Raw genomic sequence first — 18,908 nt, 5'->3', positions numbered from 1 at the left:
CCGTTGGTTGAGGCTGACTAGCCAAGGCTGGCGAACTGATTGCAGCGTCCTCGGCCGGCGACGTGGAAGAAGCATCGGAAGACGCTAAATGCGACTTCCGATTGGCGATGCGCGCGAGAGAATCGGCCATGTTGGCCAGCGGTGTCCAGAAGTCAGGGATCGGAATGAAGGCAAGCAACAATGCTGCGACCCAGAACGCGTTGTTGTGGGTGAACAGCGCAAGCAACGACAGAACCCCAACCAACTGGAACTGCAGATTGCTGGCGCCGTGAGCCATTCGCTCCGGCAACGCATGGAGCCAGAAATACAGGCTCCCGATCATGAGCACTATGATGACAAGGGCTACAACCGAGCCCACGAACAGAACGTCCGTTTCCCCGGGAGCGGTTATGAACCCCGGCAGATAGTGAGGTGCCAGCGGATGCATCGCCTCGGACATTTCCGGTAATCCCATAGCCGGTTACATCGATCTTGGTCGATTTACTCGTTTGGCGGGTGGATTTCCAAATAATGAACTACATTAGCACCGAAGTACAAATTTATACTAACTTTTTTTGACGTGCGTATTCCTGATACATTTAAGTATATTTTGCGAAATATTGCCTCTCGCGCCTGTTGTGAAAATCCAAACCACCGTCCGCCGCAGGGAACGCGTATGCGGTACCGGCGCGAGGCCGATCCCGATCAGCAAAAGGAGTTGTGCTAGAACCGCCCGACATCGGCGAAGGCGATCGCTTTGCGGATGATGGCGACGAACTGTTCGCCGGCGATCTCCTTGGGGCCGCTATTGTCGATGGTCGAGATGCCGGGGCCGGTGAGTTCGACCTTCACCGTGCGCGCCAGCCGCGCCATCACCTCGCCGCGCGATTCGCGGCCGCGTGCCGCCAGCCGCTCGGCCAGGATCTCGGGGGCCGCGGTGATCTCGACGACGGCGACATTCTCGTAGCGTTCGCGAAGGGCTGGTATGGCATTGCGCGAGCCGTTGGCGATGGCGATGTGGCCGTTGGCGATGGCCTCGTCGACGCTCGCCGGGATGCCGTATTTCAGCCCATGCGCTTCCCAGGAAAGCGCGAAGGCGCCCTCAGTCGCGGCTTCAACGAATGCCGCGTCTTCCAGCGTATCATGGTCTTCGGTCGCGCCGTCGCAGGGGCGGGTGATGACGCGGCGGACGAACGCAACCGTATCGTCTCCGGCGAAATGCTCGCGCGCATAGGCAATGACCGTGTCCTTGCCGGCGCCGCTCGGGCCGACCACGGCAATGAAGACGCCATGGCGAACCGGGAAAGCAGCGCTTGCCTGCTCACGCTCGATGAGGGCTGAGACCATCATGCGACGCGGCGCCCTTCGCGCCAAACCGTGCGGACCACTGGCACATGCTCGTCGACGCGCACGCGCACCAGGTCGGCGCGGCGGCCGATCTCGATGACGCCGCGGTCGCTCAGCCCGACGGCTTCGGCAGGTGTCTTCGACACCATGGCGACCGCCTGTGGCAGCGAGATCGTATCGACGACTTCGCCAAGGAAGAAGGCCGACTGGATCAGGCTGAACGGGATGTAGTCGGACGAGAGGATGTCGAGCAGCCCGTCCTCGGCCAGCGCGCGGGCCGAGACATTGCCCGAATGCGAGCCGCCGCGCATGACGTTGGGTGCGCCCATCAGCACGCCAAGGCCCGCACCTTTGGAGGCTTTCGCCGCCTCCATCGTGGTCGGGAATTCGGCGACGCGAATGCCTTGCGAGATCGCCTCGTCGACATGGGTGATTGTCGCATCGTCATGGCTGGCGAGGATGATGCCGCGCGCGTTGCAGGCCTCGGCGATTGCGGCGCGGTTGGGCGCGGAATTTTCGGCCGATTGCGCCATGCGCTTCTGGCAATAGGCGCGGAACTGTTCTTCGTTCATCTTCAGCTTGCCCATATAGTAGACTGCATAGGCGTCGAAGCTGGCGAACTGGCGCTGGCCCGGCGCATGATCCATCAGCGAGGCCATTTTCACCCGCTCGTCGCCGTCAAAAAGCGCGAAAGCCTCGCGGCAGTCGGGCGCCGAAACCTCGCAGCGCAGATGGATGAAGTGGTCGGCGCGCAGCCGGTCGTTGACGACGCTGTCTTCGATCGCGTCGGCGAGCTTGCGCATGTCGGCGGCGTTGATGTCGGAATCTGTATCCATGCCGACCCGCAGCGCGTCGAACACGGTGGTGATGCCGGCGGTGGCGACCTGCGCATCATGGGCAAGCACCGAGGCGATCGGGTTCCAGCGCACTTTCGGGCGCGGCGCATAGTGGCCTTCGAGATGGTCGGTGTGGAGTTCCACCAGCCCGGGAATGATGTAGTCGCCCTGCATGTCGTCGCCAGTGGCGCTCGGGCCGGCGGAGATGCCGGCGATCTTGCCGTCGCGGATCAGGATCGAGCCGTTGACGATTTCGTCGGCAAGCACGATGCGGGCATTTGTCAGTGTCGTTTCGGTGGTCATTTCAAGCAGTCTTTCTTTCGCGCATGCGGCCAAGCGCGTGATACGAATGCACCATGAAGGGTGCGCCGGGTTCGCGCTCTACGAACAGGGCCAGCCCGTCTATGGCAAAGGGTGCAGCAACGGCGTTGCTGAACAATTCTTCGATGGTCGCACGCAATTTTGGGCTTTCTTCGGCGCTGACGCGGCCCGTCAGCGTCATGTGGAAGCGGAACGTGTCGAACACGTAAGGGTAGCCCCACTGACAGAGGTTGCGGAACTCCGTCTGGCTCAGCGCGTCGGGGTTGCGGCGCTCGATCTCGGCGTCGGTCAATGGCGCGCGGAAGCGATCGAATTTTTCCACCACGTCGCCGGCAAAGCGGTTGAGTTCGGGCGATACTTCGCCCGGGACGAGCGCGAAGAAACGGTCGATCTGGCCCAGCACCAGACGCGGGATCAGGACTGGCTCGGTGGTTGCCGCGTAAGTGGCCAGTGCCTTGTCGAGCGAGGCTTCGCTCTCGCCCTCGGCGAGCCGGAACGGCGCCTTCAGCGTTGCGTGAAAACCGTAGCGGCGGGCGGCTGCGGTGTGGAAGGCGACTTCCGTCGGCGTCAGCAGCGACGTTGCCGGCGCGGTGCTGGCAGCACCCGTAAACGGGTTGCGGCCGAGCCAATTGGCAGCGATGCGGGTCAGCGCGTCGTCGGGTCCGGGGGTGAAGTAAATGGCGTAGCGCATCGTATGGTCCTGGTCAGCCTCGCTGCCATAGGCGATTTGCATGACGGATTGACGAAGCTTTTTGATTTGTCGGTAATATCAGACAAGTTTCTTTGCGTCATCAGCCAGAAGCTGTCGGCCGCTGGTGCTGTGGCGGCACCGTCTGTCACAGCGAAGTGACCGTTGGCCGGGCGAGCGTGCATTGACCCGGTTTGGCCAAGAATGCTCAATCGCGGCGACGAAAAGACCGGGGAGGATGGGGTGCCCATGAAAAGATTTTTGCTTGCTGCGGCCGCGCTCGCGGCCATGATCTTTCAGGTTTTCGCCCAGGATCCCGATCCGGCGAAGTGGGACGACGTGCTCAAGGAGGCCAGAGGCGAGACGGTCTATTTCAACGCCTGGGGTGGCGCCGAAAACATCAACGCCTATCTCGAATGGGCAGGCAGCGAGATTGCGAAGCGCTATGGCGTCAAGCTGGTGCATGTGAAGCTCGACGATACCGCCAATGCGGTGGCCAAGGTGGTGGCCGAAAAGGCCACCGGCCGCAATGACACCGGCACGGTCGATCTCATCTGGATCAATGGCGAGAACTTTTCGTCGATGAAGCGGCAGGACCTTTTGATGTCGCCGGGCTGGGCCGAAAAGCTGCCCAACTGGAAATATGTCGACGCCGATGACAAGCCGACGATCCGCACCGATTTCACCATTCCCGTCGATGGACTGGAAAGCCCATGGGGCATGGCCAAGCTGGTGTTCTTCTACGACCAGGCCAAAACCGATGCCGCGAGCCTGCCGAAATCGGCCAGGGAATTGCTGGAATGGGCCAGGAAAAACCCAGGCCGCTTCTCCTATCCGCAGCCGCCGGACTTCATCGGCTCATCCTTCCTCAAGCAGATATTGTCGGAATTGGTCACCGACCGCGCTGCGCTGCAGAAGCCGGTGGATGACGCTTCCTTCGAGGCGGTGACCGCGCCGCTGTTTGCCTATCTCGACGAGCTCAACCCGCTGCTGTGGCGCGGCGGAAAAGCCTTTCCGCAGAATTATCCGGCGATGAAGCAGCTTCTCGCCGATGGCGAGGTCGACATCATCTTCGCTTTCAACCCGGCGGAAGCCTCGGGCGCCATCGCCAATGGCGAACTGCCGGGCACCGTGCGCTCCTTCACCTTCCCGGCGGGCACGCTCGCCAACACCCATTTCGTCGCCATCCCCTACAACGCCGCCGCCAAGGCCGGCGCGCTGGTGCTGGCCGATTTCCTGATCTCGCCGGAAGCGCAGGCGCGCAAGCAGGACCCGAAGGTCTGGGGCGACCCGACCGTGCTGGCGGTGTCGAAGCTCGATGCGGAGGACAAGGCGCGTTTCGACGCGCTCGATCTTGGGGTTGCGACGCTGAAGCCGGATGAGCTTGGCCCCGCCATCGACGAGCCGCATCCAAGCTGGATGGAGCGGCTGGAACTGGAATGGAAGAAGCGCTACGGCGCGGCGAATTGAACAAGGTGATGAGGTTAGTGGTGACTGCGATTTGCAGTAATGGCGCTGCTGTCCTCTGTGAGGCTCCCGCTATTACCCCCTCTCCGTCGCGCTTCGCGCGCCACCTCTCCCCCATTTCATGGGGGCGAGGAACCTGGGTTCTGCGAGGCCGCGACATTTCAGGACTTGGGTTCCTCGCCCCTGCGAAGCGGGGGAGAGGTGGCTCGGCGAAGCCGAGACGGAGAGGGGGTTGCGTTCAAGGCGAAACCCTTCGCTCTCCAGAGGGCGTTTCTCCCGCGAAGCAGAGCGGAATGTTGCCGTCCGAACCTGTCCCATGCTCCCCCGCCTAGGCCCGCCGCTGGCGGTGATCCTCCTTACCGGCCCGATCCTCGCCGGCCTGCTCGGCACGCTGCTGCCGGCCTTCGGCTATCTGCCGGCGCTCGGCGGAACCGCATTCACGCTCGACCATTTTGCCGAACTGCTTGGCCGCCCCGGCATCATGATGTCGGCGCTGGTCAGCCTTGCCGCCGGGCTCGTCACAGCCGCCGTTTCGCTCGGCATCGTCGCGCTGTTCATCGCCGGCTGGGCAGGCACGAAAGCCCTCTCGCGCATCCAGCATCTCATCTCGCCGCTGCTGTCGGTGCCGCATGCAGCCGCCGCCTTCGGCTTCGCCTTCCTGATCGCCCCGTCGGGCATGATGTCGCGGCTGATCTCGCCCGAAATCACCGGCTGGCAGCGCCCGCCCGATCTGCTCATCGTCAACGATCCGATGGGCCTGTCGATGATGGCGGGGCTGATCGTCAAGGAAATACCCTTTCTTCTCCTGATCGCGCTGGCGGCACTGCCGCAGATCGACCTTACCCGCACGCGGGCGCTGTCGGCTTCGCTCGGCTATGGCCGCATTGCCGGCTTCGTGCATGGCGTGTGGCCGCCGCTTTACCGCCAGATCAGGTTGGCCGTATTCGCGGTCATCGCCTTCTCGTCGTCTGTAGTCGATGTCGCCGCCATCCTCGGCCCGACGACGCCGGCGCCGCTGGCGGTGCGGCTGGTCGGCTGGATGAGCGACCCGGAACTGTCGATGCGTTTCTTTGCGTCGGCCGGTGCGCTGCTGCAGCTGTGTATAACGGCGCTGGCGATCATCATCTGGATCGGGCTTGAGCACATCGGCGCGGCCCTGCGCGACCACATCCGCGATTGCGGCCTGCGTTTCCGGCGCGACAGATGGCTGGCACGAACGGCCTTGGCGGCAATGGTTGTCTCGGCACTGGCGATCTTCGCCGGCCTTGCCACGCTGGCCCTCTGGTCCTTCGCCGGGCTGTGGCAATTCCCCAACGCGCTGCCCGACAGTTTTACCGCCAACGCCTGGATGAAAACCGCGCCGCGCATTGCAGCACCGCTTGCGACGACGCTGCTTGTGGCGACACTCTCGACGCTGCTTGCCGTGGCGCTGACGCTGCTTTGCCTGATCCGCGAGGACGAGACCGGCAAAAGGGCGGGCCGGCGCGCGCTGTTCCTGATCTACCTGCCGCTGCTGGTGCCGCAGGCGGCGTTCCTGTTCGGACTGCAGCTGATCTTCGTCGGCACCGGCACGGTGGCGAGCCTGCCGGCGCTGGTGCTGGCGCATCTGGTCTTCGTCATGCCCTATGTCTTCCTGTCGCTGGGCGACCCATGGCGCGCCTTCGACCGGCGCTACGAGGCGGTGGCGGCGGGGCTTGGCAAATCGCGTGCTTCGACGCTCCTGCGCATCCGCCTGCCGATGATGCTGCGCGCCATTCTGGTTGGGGCGGCCGTCGGCTTCGCCGTCTCCATCGGCCAGTATCTGCCGACCGTGCTGATCGGCGCAGGCCGGCTCGAAACCATCACCACCGAGGCGGTGGCGCTGGCCTCCGGCGGCAACCGCCGCATCATCGGCGTTTACGCCTTTCTCCAGATGCTGCTGCCCGTGATCGGCTTTGCGGTTGCCACGCTCCTGCCGGCGCTGATATTCCGGCATCGCCGCGCCATGCGGGTGTGAAGCAAGCGGTTGGGTGATGGCCGAGAACGGGCTCTTTCTGGACGATGTGTCGATCGCGCTGAACGGGCACAGGCTCGTGGCGCTGGCGCATAGCGTCGCACCCGGCGAAGTGCTGACGGTGATGGGACCGTCCGGCTCGGGCAAGTCGACATTACTTGCCTATATCGGCGGTTTTCTTGCGCCGGCTTTCGAAGCCTCCGGCAAGGTGTTTTCAGACGGGCTGGAGCTGACGGCGCTGCCGGCAGAGGACCGTCATGTCGGCATATTGTTCCAGGACCCGCTGCTGTTTCCGCATATGTCGGTCGGCGGCAATCTCATCTTCGCCATTCCGGCAAGTGTGAAGGGCAAGGCGGCGCGCTACGCGCTTGCCGAGGCAGCGCTCGAGGGCGTCGGCCTTGCTGGCATGGCGGCACGCGATCCAGACACCCTGTCGGGCGGGCAGAAGGCGCGGGTGGCGCTGGCGCGCGCGCTTTTGTCGGCGCCGCGCATGCTGCTGCTCGACGAACCCTTTTCCAAGCTCGATGCCGAATTGCGCGGCCAAATGCGCGAACTGGTTTTTGCCAAGGCGCGCGATAGTGCGCTGCCGGTGGTGCTGGTGACGCATGATGCGGCCGACGCTGAAGCCGCTGGCGGGTCGATCGTCCGCATCGGGAATGCGCAATGACTGCCTTGCCCGAACTTCCCGTCACGGCAGTGCTGCCGGCGCTGCTTGATGCTCTGGACAAAGGTTCAAGCGCCGTGCTGGTCGCGCCGCCCGGTGCCGGCAAGACGACACTGGTGCCGCTGGCGCTGCTCGATGCGCCGTGGCGGGGCGGTGGAAAAATTCTGCTGCTGGAGCCGCGCCGGCTTGCCGCCCGCGCCGCCGCGCGGCGCATGGCGCAATTGCTCGGCGAGGAGCCGGGCGGCACGGTCGGCTACGCCATGCGCATGGAAAGCCGGCAGACGGCGCGGACAAAAATCCTCGTCGTCACCGAGGGCATTCTGGCGCGCATGATCCTCGACGATCCGGAACTGCCGGGTGTCTCGGCAGTGATTTTCGATGAGTTCCACGAACGCTCGCTCGACGGCGATTTCGGACTGGCGCTGGCGCTCGACGTGCAGGGCGCGCTGCGGCCGGAACTGCGGCTGCTGGTGATGTCGGCGACGCTGGACGGCGCGCGCGTCGCGCGGCTGCTTGGCGAGGCCCCGGTGATCGAAAGCGAGGGCCGCAGCTTTCCCGTCGATGTCCGCTATCAGGAGCGCGCCGCCGGCACGCCGGTCGAGGATGCCATGGCGAAAACGATCCGCGAGGCGCTGGTGGATGAGCCCGGCAGCGTGCTCGCCTTCCTGCCCGGCCAGCGCGAGCTCGAGCGCACGCGCGAACGGCTCGAGGGACGCATAGGAGCCGACACCGACATCGTGCCGCTCTACGGCATGCTCGACGGCAAGGCGCAGGACGCGGCGATCAAGCCCGCGCCGGCGGGCCGCCGCAAAGTGGTGCTGGCGACGGCGATTGCGGAAACTTCCATCACCATCGACGGCGTGCGCGTGGTGATCGACTCCGGCCTGTCGCGCCTGCCGAAATTCGAGCCGGCAAGCGGCTTGACGCGGCTGGAAACGGTGCGCGTTTCCCGCGCCTCCGCCGACCAGCGCGCCGGCCGCGCCGGGCGCACCCAGCCGGGCGTCGCGATCAGGTTGTGGCGGGCCGAGCAGACGGCGGCATTGCCTGCCTTCACGCCGCCGGAAATTCTTGAGGCCGATCTTTCCGGCCTCGTGCTGGATTGCGCTGCCTTCGGCGTTGCCGACCTCGCAAGCCTCGGCTTTCTCGACCCGCCGCCGGCGCCAGCACTGGCCGAGGCCAAGGCGCTGCTCTGCGCACTTGATGCCATCGATACGGACGGTCGCCTGACGTCGTCGGGCGAGGCGATGCGCAGGCTCGCTTTGCCGGTGCGGCTGGCGCATATGGTGGCGGAAGCGGCAAGCGACGGTCATGCCGGCGAGGCGGCCCAGCTCGCCGTGCTCCTGACCGAGCGCGGCCTTGGCGGCGATGGCGCTGATCTGGAGCGGCGGCTATCGCGGTTTCGCGGCGAGAGATCGCCGAGGGCGACTGCGGCGCGGCAATTGGCGGAGCGGCTGGCGCGGGCCGCGGCAAATGCAAAAGTCGCCCCTCACCCTTACCCTCTCCCCGTGAAGAACGGGGAGAGGGGGTCGTCAACGTTGGATCCGTCACCCCTCCCGCTTGCAGGGAAAAGAAGGACTGCCGCAACGCTGACGCCCCCCTCTCCCCGTACTTCACGGGGAGAGGGTAAGGGTGAGGGGCAATCAGGCGCAACTTCCGCCGGCGCTCTCCTCCTCCACGCCTGGCCCGATCGCGTCGCCAAGGCGCGCGGCGAGCGCGGGCGGTTTGTCCTTGCCAATGGCAGCGGCGCGGCGCTCGATGCCGCCGATCCGCTGGCCGGCGAAACCTTCCTTGTCGTCGCCGACCTGCAGGGCAAGGCCCAGAACGCGCGCATTGCCGCCGCCGCTCCGGTCTCGGAAGCCGATATTCGCGCCGCGCTCGGCCACCGCATCGAGAAGAGACTGGAGACGGCCTTCGACCGCGACAAACGCGCCGTGCGGGTGCGCGAGATCGTGCGGCTCGGCGCGATCCTTCTTTCGGAACGCATGCTGCCGCCACCAACGGGTGCGGATGCCGACCGCGCCATCATCGACGCGCTGCGCGAGCATGGGCTGTCGCTGCTCAACTGGGGCAAGGAAGCGGAAATCCTGCGCCATCGCCTGCAATGGCTGCATCAGGGCCTCGGCGCGCCTTGGCCGGATGTCTCCGACGAGGCGCTGATTGCCGCGCTGGACGACTGGCTGCTGCCCTTCCTGATCGGCGAGGCGAATTTCGCGCGCATCCCGTCGAGCGTGCTTCAGGCCGGACTGATGTCGCTGGTGCCACACGACCTGCAACGGAAAATCTCAGCACTTGCCCCGACGCATTTCGATGCGCCTTCGGGCAGCCATGTGCCGATCGACTATGAGGGCGAGTGGCCGGTTCTGGCGATCCGCGTGCAGGAACTGTTTGGGCTGGACAAGCACCCTTCCATCGCCAACGGCACGGTGCCGCTGACGCTGGAACTGCTGTCGCCGGCGCATCGGCCGATCCAGACGACGCGCGACCTGCCCGGCTTCTGGCGCGGCTCCTGGGCCGACGTACGCTCCGATATGCGCGGGCGCTATCCTAAGCATGTCTGGCCCGACGATCCGTTGACCACGGCAGCCACCGCGCGGGCAAAACCCCGCGTCAAATAGCGCTTGGCGCACAACGCCTCTCCAGCGCATAAAGCCGGCATGATCAAGAAGCTGCAAACGCCCGATTTCCAGCAGACCCATCGGCTGAGGCTGAACACACTGATCCGCCTGCGCTGGCTGGCGATCATCGGCCAGAGCGTCACCGTCGTCTTCGTCGCCTACTGGCTCGATTACCCGTTGGCGGTGAGCCTGTGCTTTGCGCTGATCGCCTGTTCGGCATGGCTCAATCTGCTGCTGACCTTCCGCTTTCCGTCCGCACACCGGCTGCAGCCGCTGGCAGCACTCGGCATCCTCACTTTCGACGCGCTCCAGCTTGCCGGCCTGCTCTACATGACAGGCGGCCTGACCAACCCGTTCTCGCTGCTGATGACGGTTCCGGTGGTCATTTCGGCGACTTCGCTGCCGCTGCGCATGACCGCGCTGCTTGGCGGCTTCGTCATGGCGATGGCGACGGCTCTCGTCTTCGTTCATCTGCCGCTGCCGTGGACGGCAGGTGCTGAACTGGCGATGCCCTTCGTCTATGTCGCCGGCATGTGGACGGCGGTCATGTCCAGCATCGCCTTCACCGCCATTTACGCCTGGCGCGTCGCCGAGGAGGCGCGGCTACTGGCCAACGCGCTCGCCGCCACCGAACTGGTGCTGCAGCGCGAGCAGCACCTGTCGGCGCTGGACGGGCTTGCCGCTGCTGCCGCGCACGAACTCGGCACGCCGCTGGCAACCATCGCGCTGGTGGCCAAGGAGATGGAACGCGCGCTCGGCAAGGATACGAAGTTCCATGAGGATGTGACGCTGCTGCGATCGCAGAGCGAGCGTTGCCGCCAGATCCTCAAGCGTCTAACAAGCCTGTCGTCGGAAAGCGAGGAGCATCTGGCGCGGCTGCCGCTGACCTCGCTGGTCGAGGAGGTGATCGCGCCGCATCGCGATTTTGGCATCTCGATAAAGCTGGAACCGGGCGAGCGCGTCGGCGCGGAGCCGGTCGGCCGCCGCAATGCGGGCGTCATTTACGGGCTCGGCAATCTGGTCGAGAACGCCGTCGATTTTGCCGCCAGCGCCGTCACCATCCGCTGGCGCTGGGATGACCGCAGCGTCGTTTTCGAGATCGTCGATGACGGGCCGGGCTTTCCGCCCGAGATCATAGACCGTATCGGCGAGCCCTATATGTCGACCCGCCAGGGGCCGGAGTCGGGCGGCGGCCTCGGGCTCGGCCTGTTCATCGCCAAGACGCTGCTGGAACGCTCCGGCGCCACGCTTGCCTTCTACAACGCCAATGAGCGCGGCAAGGGCGCTGTGGTACAGATCGACTGGCCGCGCGAGGTGTTTTTGAATCCCGGGTCGGCGTCGTCCTCGATGTTTGATACCGCTTAGAGACCGAGCGAAATAAGCCTGTTTCGAAGAGACGCAGGCGCAAAGCGGCTTCATGCTGGAAAAACAGGCATTTGACGCTTATATTCGCTGAAAAATAAGATGGATGGACGATGATGATCGCGGAAGAAACAGTTGATGGCAGCATTACCGGCGGCGACACCTCGCTGCTGATCGTGGATGACGACAAGCCGTTTCTGACCCGACTGGCCCGCGCGATGGAAACACGCGGTTTTCAGGTCGAGACCGCCGAGAGCGTCGAGGAAGCCGTCGCCAAGGCGCGCGCCCATGCCCCGGCCTATGCCGTGGTCGACATGCGGCTGGCCGACGGCAACGGCCTCGACGTGGTGGCGGCGATCCGCGAGAAGCGCGACGACGCCCGCACCATCATCCTCACCGGCTATGGTAATATCGCCACCGCCGTGACGGCGGTGAAGCTCGGCGCCATCGACTATCTGTCGAAGCCGGCCGATGCCGACGACGTCTTTGCAGCCCTCACCCGCACCGGCGGCGAGCGCGCCGCCCCGCCGGAAAATCCGATGTCGGCCGACCGCGTGCGCTGGGAACATATCCAGCGCGTCTACGAGATGTGCGAGCGCAACGTGTCTGAGACTGCACGGCGGCTCAACATGCACCGGCGTACGCTGCAGCGGATACTGGCCAAGCGCGCGCCGCGGTAGGCCGTTTAGCGCTTAGCAACTGACGGCCTCAAGAACCCCCTCTCCGTCGCGCTTCGCGCGCCACCTCTCCCCCGCTTCGCAGGGGCGAGGAACCGGCACTCGCCGAGGTCGCAACTTTGCAGGACTTGGGTTCCTCGCCCCCATGAAATGGGGGAGAGGTGGATCGGCGAAGCCGAGACGGAGAGGGGGGCGGCGGTGCAGAACCATCGCTCCCGCGAGAACTTCTACTCACTCTCACCCTCAAGCGCCGGCACCGAAACACCCGCAAGCTCCGCCGCCAGCAGCCGCGCCGCACCGGCCCGCGCAATGCGCAGCATCAACGCCTTGCGCGTCGCCGCCGCCATGCGGTGCTCGGGCGCGTCGCGCATGATCTCCGCGCCATAGCCGTCGGAGAGGATAAAGCCGCATTCCTCGGGAAAGATTTCGGCCGGCACGTCCGGATGCGTGGCGAAGAAGAAGCGGTCCGAATGCAGCCGGTAGTCCGGCCATTTGCGGTCGACGCGGAAATCCTCGATCGACGACTTGATCTCGATGATCCAGATATCGCCCTGCCGCGTCAGCGCGACGAGGTCGGCGCGCCGCCCGGTCGCCAGCGACAGTTCGGGCAGCACATGCATGCCCATCTGCATCAACAGCCGCTGCACACCCCGCCGCACGATCATCGCGCGCTCGGACTGGCGGCCATCGACAAGCGGATTGACGGGAATCGGCAGGACAATAGGCATGCGCCTAGCATGCCACCGAATGTTCTCGTTTTGAACCCATTTTAATGAAGCGACTATATGTTAACAAACCTAATCCCCCTTCATTATAAAAACGCCGCGACCAGAACGGCCTGCTTTCCATAAGGTTGGGTGTTCTCGTTTTGATCTGCGAAACTTGGGTACGGAAGCGCTCCCTACATTAGGAATCGCTGCGGTTGTGTTACCTTCGGGTAATGCGAATCATGGGTTGCTGATTCCTTAAAGTCCGGCCACCCAATTTGTTAAAAGGATCAATGGCTTAATGGTAAAGTCACCTCAAGTTCCGGCCGCCCACAAACAACTCAAACTCGACCTTGGAATCGAGATGGAGCGCGACGTAAACGGCATTGAAATGGGCGTGCTCGAAAACGGCATGACCTATCTCACGCAACGCGGACTTTCTGCAATCTGTGGTGCGGCCCGTTCTACGATCCAGGAAATTTCCAAAGAGTGGGAAGACAACTTCGGTCTCGACTTTCAGCGCGGACGGGCGCTCTATTTCTCTGATTATCTTAGGCAAGCGGGCTATGATGATCCGGCCCTCTACATGGAAATAGAGCACAATGGGTCCACTCATTATGCTTATCCCGAGATCGTCTGCATGGCCTTCATTGAGTTCTTCGCCTTCGAGGCTCAAAGAACGAACGACACCGCGCAACGGAATTTCCGCAAACTTGCTCGATATGGCCTAAATCAATTCATCTATGATGCCCTTGGATACAGGCCGGCCGACAAGTGGGTCTATTTCAATGACCGTGTGTCCATACTGCAAGACAGTTCGCCGGACGGCTATTTCATAGTCTTCAAGGAAACCACGGGCATGGTAGTTGATCTCATCCGAGCCGGGCTGCCCGTCAACGACAAGACAATCCCGGATATCAGCGTCGGCAAGTGCTGGAGCAAGCACTGGGACGACAGCGGTCTTAGCGAAGACCACGATGCTCGTATCAAGTTTGAGCATAACTATCCCAACTACTACCCGCAGTCGGTTAGCAATCCGCAACTGCCGTGGGCATATCCTGATAGCGCACTGGCCGAATTCAGGCGGTGGTTCAAGCATGAATATCTGCTGACTAAATACCCATCATACATATTGAGAAAGGCAAATGCCCTTTCGGGCGGCATGAATAACGCAGAACAGATTGCGGCGCTGTACGAGCCGAAGAAGATCGCTGGCAAAAAATAGGCGCCACTTCTGTTGCAAAAGCGCCACAGCCTCAACTTACCCGTGCGTCATGCCCACACTGGCAGGACCAGCCTCTTGGCAATGGTTAAAAACGCCCGTTAAGAATGAAGGCGAAAATGCGGCCCGAATCGGGCTGGCGTGGTCGGGTTGGAGCAGCGGATTTATTCATGCGCATGAAACCACTTTTCGTCGCGGCAGCCCTGGCGCTGACGACAGCTCTGGCAGGCTGTACTTTCGACGGCGGGCTCAGGACTTTCTCCGGCGACTATGGCACGCGCACCGACGCAGGCTACCAGCTTCCGACGATCCCGATCTACAAGGTTCCCAAGCAGTTCCATCGCCAGGTCGTGCGCTATGATACGGCGGAAACGCCCGGCACGATCGTCGTCGATACGAACAACAAGTTTCTTTACTTCGTGCTGCCGGAAGGCAAGGCGATGCGCTACGGCATCGGCGTCGGCCGCGAAGGGTTTGAATGGAAAGGCTCGGCGCGCGTGGCGCTGAAGCGCGAATGGCCGGTCTGGACGCCGCCCTCGCAGATGATCGGCCGCCAGCCTGAACTCGCCAAGTGGCGCCAGGGTATGCCGCCGGGGATTACCAATCCGCTCGGTGCGCGTGCGCTCTATCTGTTCAACAAGGGTGGCGACACCGGCTATCGGCTGCATGGCACGCCGGAATGGTTCTCCATCGGCAAGGCCATGTCATCGGGCTGCATTCGCCTGATGAACCAGGACATCATCGATCTCTACAACCGTGCCGAGGTCGGCGCGAAGGTGGTGGTGCTCTAATCTAGTTAGGGGGCCGTCCGGAAAGTTGCAGGCTTTTCGGATGGTGAAAGTGGCGACAGACTGCACACGGACCGTCTCGGCAACACGGACGTCCAAAAACAGGAAACCGGGCTTTTGGCCCGGTTTTTTGTTTGGTGCGTCAGAAATGCGTGCCCGAAGCGGCCAAAAATCAGCTGATCTGCTCGACCTGCTGAACCTCTGGCACGAAATGGCGTAGCAGGTTCTGGATGCCGTGCTTCAGCGTCGCGGTGGATGACGGGCAGCCGGCGCAGGCGCCCTTCATGTGCAGGAACACGGTGCCGTTCTCATAGCCGCGGAAGGTGATGTCACCGCCATCCTGCGCCACGGCCGGGCGAACCCGCGTGTCGAGCAGTTCCTTGATTGTCGCAACGATCTCTGTGTCTTCCTCGCCAAAAAACTCGCCGCTCTGGTCGGCCTTGTCGGTGGCCGCCTGGCCGCCGACGGCCATCACCGGCGCGCCAGACATGAAATGCTCCATGATTGCGCCGAGGATTGCCGGCTTCAGGTGCTGCCAGTCCGGGCCGTCCTTGGTGACGGTGACGAAGTCATAGCCGAAGAACACGCCGGTCACGCCCGGAATGTCGAACAGGCGGCCGGCCAGTGGCGAAGCCTCGCGCGCGGCGTCCGCATCGCGGAAATCGGCCGTGCCGTCGAGCAGGACTTCCTTGCCGGGCAGGAATTTCAGCGTGGCGGGATTGGGGGTCGCCTCGGTCTGGATGAACATGGCCGCATCTCCGTGCGTATAGTTTGGAATAATTCTAAATAGGCTTTATGCCGGCGACATTCAAGCAAAACCGGTCGGCGGCAGCCCTGCCGGACAGATGATTTGCTTAGGCCAGGCTTTCAAGGTCTTCGTCGGAAAGATTCTGCGGCACGACGGTGACCGGAATGGGGAAGGCCGCACCCTTGCCGGCGATCGACGCGACCAGCGGCCCCGGGCCTTCCTTGGCCGCACCCGCTGCCAGCACCAGAATGGCGATATCCTGGTCCTCTTCAATCAAAAGGTGGATCTCTTCGGCGGGCTTGCCCTCGCGCACCACCAGTTCCGGCTCGATGCCCAGCGTCTCGCGCACCTTCACCGCATAGGTGTCGAGCGCTGCCTTCGCCGTGGCCATCGCCTCGTCGCGCATGATCTTCTCGACGCCAAGCCAGTGCTGGAAATCGCCGGGCTCGATGACGTAGAGCAGCACGACCACGCCGCCGGTGCTTTTCGCGCGGCGCGAGGCGTAGGCCACGGCGCGCTCGCATTCGGGCGTGTCGTCGATGATCGCGAGGAATTTGCGCCGGTGTCCGGCTTCCCGGCTGAGACGTTTAGAGACCATTTTCCAACCCTATCGCGGGAAAGCCTGTTTCGGCGCAATCTGCCATTCGCGCCCGTTATCGGCAAGCGCCAGCATATGGCCCCGAAATGCTGCTGACATTTCGGGGATCACATGACGGTTTGGAAGCAAGGCGCAGGCGGCTCGTCAGCTGCTGACGAGCCCGATGATCTCGCGCACCGTCTTCATGGTGGTCTCGGCAAGCTTGCCGGCGCGCTCGCCGCCGTCTTTCAGGACACTGTCGATATAGGCGGTGTCGGCCGAAATGCGGCGCATCTCGGTGGCGATCGGCGCAAGCTTGGCCACCGCAAGATCGGCAAGTGCCGGCTTGAAAGCGGAAAACTGCTGGCCACCGAACTCGGCGAGCACCTGGTCCTTGCTGGTCTCGGCAAGGGCGGCGTAGAGCACGACGAGGTTTTCGGCTTCCGGCCGGCCCTTCAGCCCATCGGCTTCCGACGGCAGGCCCTCGGGATCGGTCTTGGCCTTGCGGATCTTCTTGGAGATCGTCTCGGCGTCGTCCGTCAGGTTGATGCGCGACAGGTCGGACGGGTCGGATTTCGACATCTTCTTCAGGCCGTCGCGCAGCGACATGACGCGCGGCGCCGGTCCCTCGATCAGCGGCTCGGTCAGCGGGAAGAAGCCGTTCACCTTCTCCTCGCCCGACATCATCTCCACGCCGACGCCGAGATCGGCGATGCGGTTGGAATAGTCGTTGTTGAACTTCTGGGCGATGTCGCGCGTCAGTTCCAGATGCTGCTTCTGGTCGTCGCCCACCGGCACATGGGTGGCGCGGTAGACGAGGATGTCGGCAGCCATCAGGCTCGGATAGACGAACAGGCCCGCCGAAGCGTTCTCGCGGTCCTTGCCGGCCTTTTCCTTGAACTGGGTCATTCGGTTCAGCCAGCCCATGCGGGCAACGCAGTTGAACACCCAGGCCAGCTCTGCATGCTGCATCACCCGGCTCTGGTTGAAGACGATGTGCTTCTTCGCGTCGATGCCGGCGGCGAGGAACGCCGCGGTCACTTCGCGCGTCGCCTTCATCAGCTCGACCGGATCGGGCGCGATGGTCAGCGCGTGCAGGTCGACGACGCAGTACATGCAGTCATGGCTGTCCTGCAGCATGACGAAGCGGCGAATGGCGCCGAGATAGTTGCCGAGATGGAGATTGCCCGTCGGCTGGACACCGGAAAAGACGAGCGGCTTGAAGGCGGTCATTATGTGTTCCTCGTGGCTTGTGGAGGGCCGTTTCGCGCGCGGCGAAAATCGATGCGCGCTTATGAACGAAGGCGCGGGCGCGATCAAGATGCGACTTCAAGAGCGCAGAACAGAAACGGCTCAAAACTTACCATGTTGGTAATTCCATATAGATTGAGCTATATAGAGAAAGAGGTGTGTAGCATGACGATCAACATCACCAACAAGGATGCCGACAAGCTGACGCGGACCTTCGCGCAGATGGAGGGCGTCGGCCTTACCGAAGCTATCGTCATCGCCATGACCGAGGCGCTGGCACGCCGGCGCAACAGCGAAAGCCCCCTCGACACAGCAGCAAGGCTTAGGGCCGAGTTCGGGATCGAACTGAGCGACGAGGCGCGAAAGCCGCTGCCGCGCTCGGTCTATGACGAATTGTCCGGCGAGGAATGATGTTCATCGATGCCGCCGCGATAGTGGCAATCCTCAGTGACGAGATGGAGGCTCGCCGTTGCGCGGACGCGATAGTCGGAGCAACCGACCCCTTCACCTCTGCGATTGCCGTCTGGGAAGCCGCGATGGCGCTTTCGCGCCCGGAGAAGCTTGCTGTGCCGGTCGATCAAAGCGCGAAGATCGTCACGCGGTTTCTGGAAGAGCGCGGGATTGCGGTTAGGGAGCTTCCGCCTGGCGAGGAGTCGATATCCTTGTCCGTCGAAGCGGCATCGCGCTTCCGCAGCAACGCCATTCGCCTCAACATGGCCGACTGCTTCCACTACGCCTGTGCCAGATATTACGCCGCCCCAATGCTATCCACGGCCGACGAGTTCCGGCTTACGGATCTGGAGACGGTTCCGTAGCGTCGCGGTCGAGTTTCCGCCTTTGCGTTGCACCTTATAACGTTATGCGTTATACATTGGGTGATGATTGCAAGCTTCGCTGATCCCGAGACAGAGAAGATATGGAATGGTCTGCGAAGCCGTAGGTTGCCGCCCGATATCCAGAACAAGGCGCTGATCAAACTGAGGCTCATCAATCAGGCGCGTCAGCTCGACGATCTGCGGGTGCCGCCAGGCAACCGGCTTGAAGCCCTGAAGGGAGATCGGAAAGGGCAGTTCTCGATCAGGATCAACGAGCAGTGGTTTCCACTGGAAGGAAGGGCAGCCGAGCGATGTCGAAATCACCGATTACCACTGACGAGCATCTGCACAATCCGCATGCCGGCGAGATCCTGCTGTCCGAGTTCCTGGAGCCTATGCATCTGAGCCAGAATGCGCTGGCGCGCGCCATCGGCGTTTCGCCGCGTCGGATCAACGAGATCGTCCTGGGCAAGCGGGCGGTGACTGCCGATACCGATCTGCGGCTGGCCCGCTATTTCGGCATGTCGGAAGGGTTTTTCCTCGGTCTTCAGCATGATTTCGAGCTCATGGAGCAAAAGCGCCGGCTCGGTGACGAACTTGCAAAGATCCAGCCGCGCGCTACGTGAGGCCTATCCAGCAAAACCCTTGCGGCTTATGACGAATTGCGCTTTCGTCTCTCGGTTATGAGGATGGCTATACCCATCCCAGCCCATACGCATCCATGCAACAAAGCTGCTAAATAAAACCATATGCCGTCGGCGACCTGTTCGGCACAGAGATATCCCCCGCGACGGCACATCTGATACGTTCCGGTCAGAACTTCAATCGAGGCGGTAGCTACGCCAATCGCA

General features: G+C 63.1%; 19 protein-coding genes and 1 pseudogene. 12 read left to right on the top strand and 8 right to left on the bottom strand.

All coding sequences use genetic code 11. The features are described 5' to 3' along the window. From G6N74_RS17495 to G6N74_RS17480, 4 genes are all read right to left on the bottom strand, one after another. Positions 1-439 (bottom strand): hypothetical protein (locus tag G6N74_RS17495; protein WP_165119208.1); only part of this gene is annotated, 439 nt, incomplete at its 3' end. A 263-nt stretch (positions 440-702) separates the two neighbouring features. Continuing rightward, complete coding sequence (gene phnN / locus G6N74_RS17490; RefSeq protein ID WP_165119207.1) at positions 703-1,329, bottom strand: phosphonate metabolism protein/1,5-bisphosphokinase (PRPP-forming) PhnN; 627 nt, start codon at positions 1,327-1,329, stop codon at positions 703-705. After that, positions 1,326-2,465 (bottom strand): alpha-D-ribose 1-methylphosphonate 5-triphosphate diphosphatase, encoded by a 1,140-nt coding sequence (locus G6N74_RS17485; RefSeq protein WP_165119206.1) that lies wholly within the window; start codon positions 2,463-2,465, stop codon positions 1,326-1,328. The genes phnN and G6N74_RS17485 overlap by 4 nt, the downstream gene beginning before the upstream one ends. A gap of 1 nt (position 2,466) precedes the next feature. Beyond that, positions 2,467-3,174, bottom strand: a complete 708-nt coding sequence (locus G6N74_RS17480; RefSeq protein WP_165119240.1) for a DUF1045 domain-containing protein — start codon at positions 3,172-3,174, stop codon at positions 2,467-2,469. Positions 3,175-3,420: 246 nt separating this feature from the next. On the opposite strand from G6N74_RS17480, the gene G6N74_RS17475 reads away from it, so the two are divergent. From G6N74_RS17475 to G6N74_RS17450, 6 genes are all read left to right on the top strand, one after another. Continuing rightward, entirely contained in the window at positions 3,421-4,641 is a 1,221-nt protein-coding gene (locus tag G6N74_RS17475) for an ABC transporter substrate-binding protein (RefSeq protein ID WP_165119205.1), read from the top strand. Between the two features lie 313 nt (positions 4,642-4,954). After that, positions 4,955-6,634: an ABC transporter permease gene (locus G6N74_RS17470; protein WP_165119204.1), complete on the top strand. Its 1,680-nt coding sequence runs from the start codon at positions 4,955-4,957 to the stop codon at positions 6,632-6,634. A 16-nt stretch (positions 6,635-6,650) separates the two neighbouring features. Continuing rightward, complete coding sequence (locus G6N74_RS17465; protein WP_165119203.1) at positions 6,651-7,298, top strand: ATP-binding cassette domain-containing protein; 648 nt, start codon at positions 6,651-6,653, stop codon at positions 7,296-7,298. Beyond that, the gene (gene hrpB / locus G6N74_RS17460) at positions 7,295-9,910 is read left to right on the top strand and encodes an ATP-dependent helicase HrpB (RefSeq protein ID WP_165119202.1); all 2,616 of its coding nucleotides are present in this window, start codon (positions 7,295-7,297) and stop codon (positions 9,908-9,910) included. The genes G6N74_RS17465 and hrpB overlap by 4 nt, the downstream gene beginning before the upstream one ends. A 39-nt stretch (positions 9,911-9,949) precedes the next feature. Continuing rightward, positions 9,950-11,275 carry an ActS/PrrB/RegB family redox-sensitive histidine kinase gene (locus G6N74_RS17455; RefSeq protein WP_165119201.1) on the top strand — a complete coding sequence of 442 codons (1,326 nt, stop codon included), beginning with the start codon at positions 9,950-9,952 and terminating at the stop codon, positions 11,273-11,275. 113 nt (positions 11,276-11,388) lie between these two features. After that, a complete protein-coding gene (locus tag G6N74_RS17450; RefSeq protein ID WP_091911768.1) occupies positions 11,389-11,952 on the top strand; it encodes an ActR/PrrA/RegA family redox response regulator transcription factor in 564 nt (187 codons plus the stop codon). A 224-nt stretch (positions 11,953-12,176) separates the two neighbouring features. On the opposite strand, the gene G6N74_RS17445 is transcribed toward G6N74_RS17450, so the two are convergent. Further along, on the bottom strand, positions 12,177-12,677 hold the full coding sequence (locus G6N74_RS17445) for an MmcB family DNA repair protein (RefSeq protein WP_091911657.1): 501 nt from the start codon (positions 12,675-12,677) through the stop codon (positions 12,177-12,179). 280 nt (positions 12,678-12,957) lie between these two features. Here G6N74_RS17445 and G6N74_RS17440 point away from each other — a divergent pair, with 280 nt between their 5' ends. Beyond that, entirely contained in the window at positions 12,958-13,881 is a 924-nt protein-coding gene (locus G6N74_RS17440; protein WP_165119200.1) for a BstA C-terminal domain-containing protein, read from the top strand. Between the two features lie 167 nt (positions 13,882-14,048). Then, positions 14,049-14,669 carry a L,D-transpeptidase gene (locus G6N74_RS17435; RefSeq protein ID WP_165119199.1) on the top strand — a complete coding sequence of 207 codons (621 nt, stop codon included), beginning with the start codon at positions 14,049-14,051 and terminating at the stop codon, positions 14,667-14,669. 169 nt (positions 14,670-14,838) lie between these two features. Here G6N74_RS17435 and G6N74_RS17430 read toward each other — a convergent pair whose 3' ends face one another. From G6N74_RS17430 to trpS, 3 genes are all read right to left on the bottom strand, one after another. Then, positions 14,839-15,414, bottom strand: coding sequence for a NifU family protein (locus G6N74_RS17430; protein ID WP_165119198.1), 576 nt, complete (start codon positions 15,412-15,414; stop codon positions 14,839-14,841). 106 nt (positions 15,415-15,520) lie between these two features. After that, the gene (locus tag G6N74_RS17425) at positions 15,521-16,012 is read right to left on the bottom strand and encodes a universal stress protein (protein WP_165119197.1); all 492 of its coding nucleotides are present in this window, start codon (positions 16,010-16,012) and stop codon (positions 15,521-15,523) included. A 144-nt stretch (positions 16,013-16,156) separates the two neighbouring features. Then, positions 16,157-17,224, bottom strand: coding sequence for a tryptophan--tRNA ligase (gene trpS, locus G6N74_RS17420; RefSeq protein WP_165119196.1), 1,068 nt, complete (start codon positions 17,222-17,224; stop codon positions 16,157-16,159). A gap of 183 nt (positions 17,225-17,407) precedes the next feature. Here trpS and G6N74_RS17415 point away from each other — a divergent pair, with 183 nt between their 5' ends. The 4 genes and pseudogenes from G6N74_RS17415 (at position 17,408) to G6N74_RS17400 (ending at position 18,683) form a co-directional block, all read left to right on the top strand. Then, positions 17,408-17,653: a type II toxin-antitoxin system VapB family antitoxin gene (locus G6N74_RS17415; RefSeq protein ID WP_165119195.1), complete on the top strand. Its 246-nt coding sequence runs from the start codon at positions 17,408-17,410 to the stop codon at positions 17,651-17,653. Continuing rightward, positions 17,650-18,057 (top strand): type II toxin-antitoxin system VapC family toxin, encoded by a 408-nt coding sequence (locus G6N74_RS17410; protein WP_312857886.1) that lies wholly within the window; start codon positions 17,650-17,652, stop codon positions 18,055-18,057. Before G6N74_RS17415 ends, G6N74_RS17410 begins: the two co-directional genes overlap by 4 nt. Positions 18,058-18,120: 63 nt before the next feature. Continuing rightward, positions 18,121-18,394: pseudogene (locus tag G6N74_RS17405) on the top strand (type II toxin-antitoxin system RelE/ParE family toxin). Further along, complete coding sequence (locus G6N74_RS17400) at positions 18,369-18,683, top strand: HigA family addiction module antitoxin (RefSeq protein ID WP_165119194.1); 315 nt, start codon at positions 18,369-18,371, stop codon at positions 18,681-18,683. The pseudogene G6N74_RS17405 and the gene G6N74_RS17400 overlap by 26 nt, the downstream one beginning before the upstream one ends. Positions 18,684-18,908 lie beyond the last annotated feature (225 nt).

It is taken from the genome of Mesorhizobium zhangyense (genome assembly GCF_011045115.1).
GTDB lineage: Bacteria > Pseudomonadota > Alphaproteobacteria > Rhizobiales > Rhizobiaceae > Mesorhizobium_M > Mesorhizobium_M zhangyense.
The sequence above is the reverse complement of the archived record's forward strand: the minus strand, read 5'-3'. Positions and strand labels throughout refer to the sequence as shown.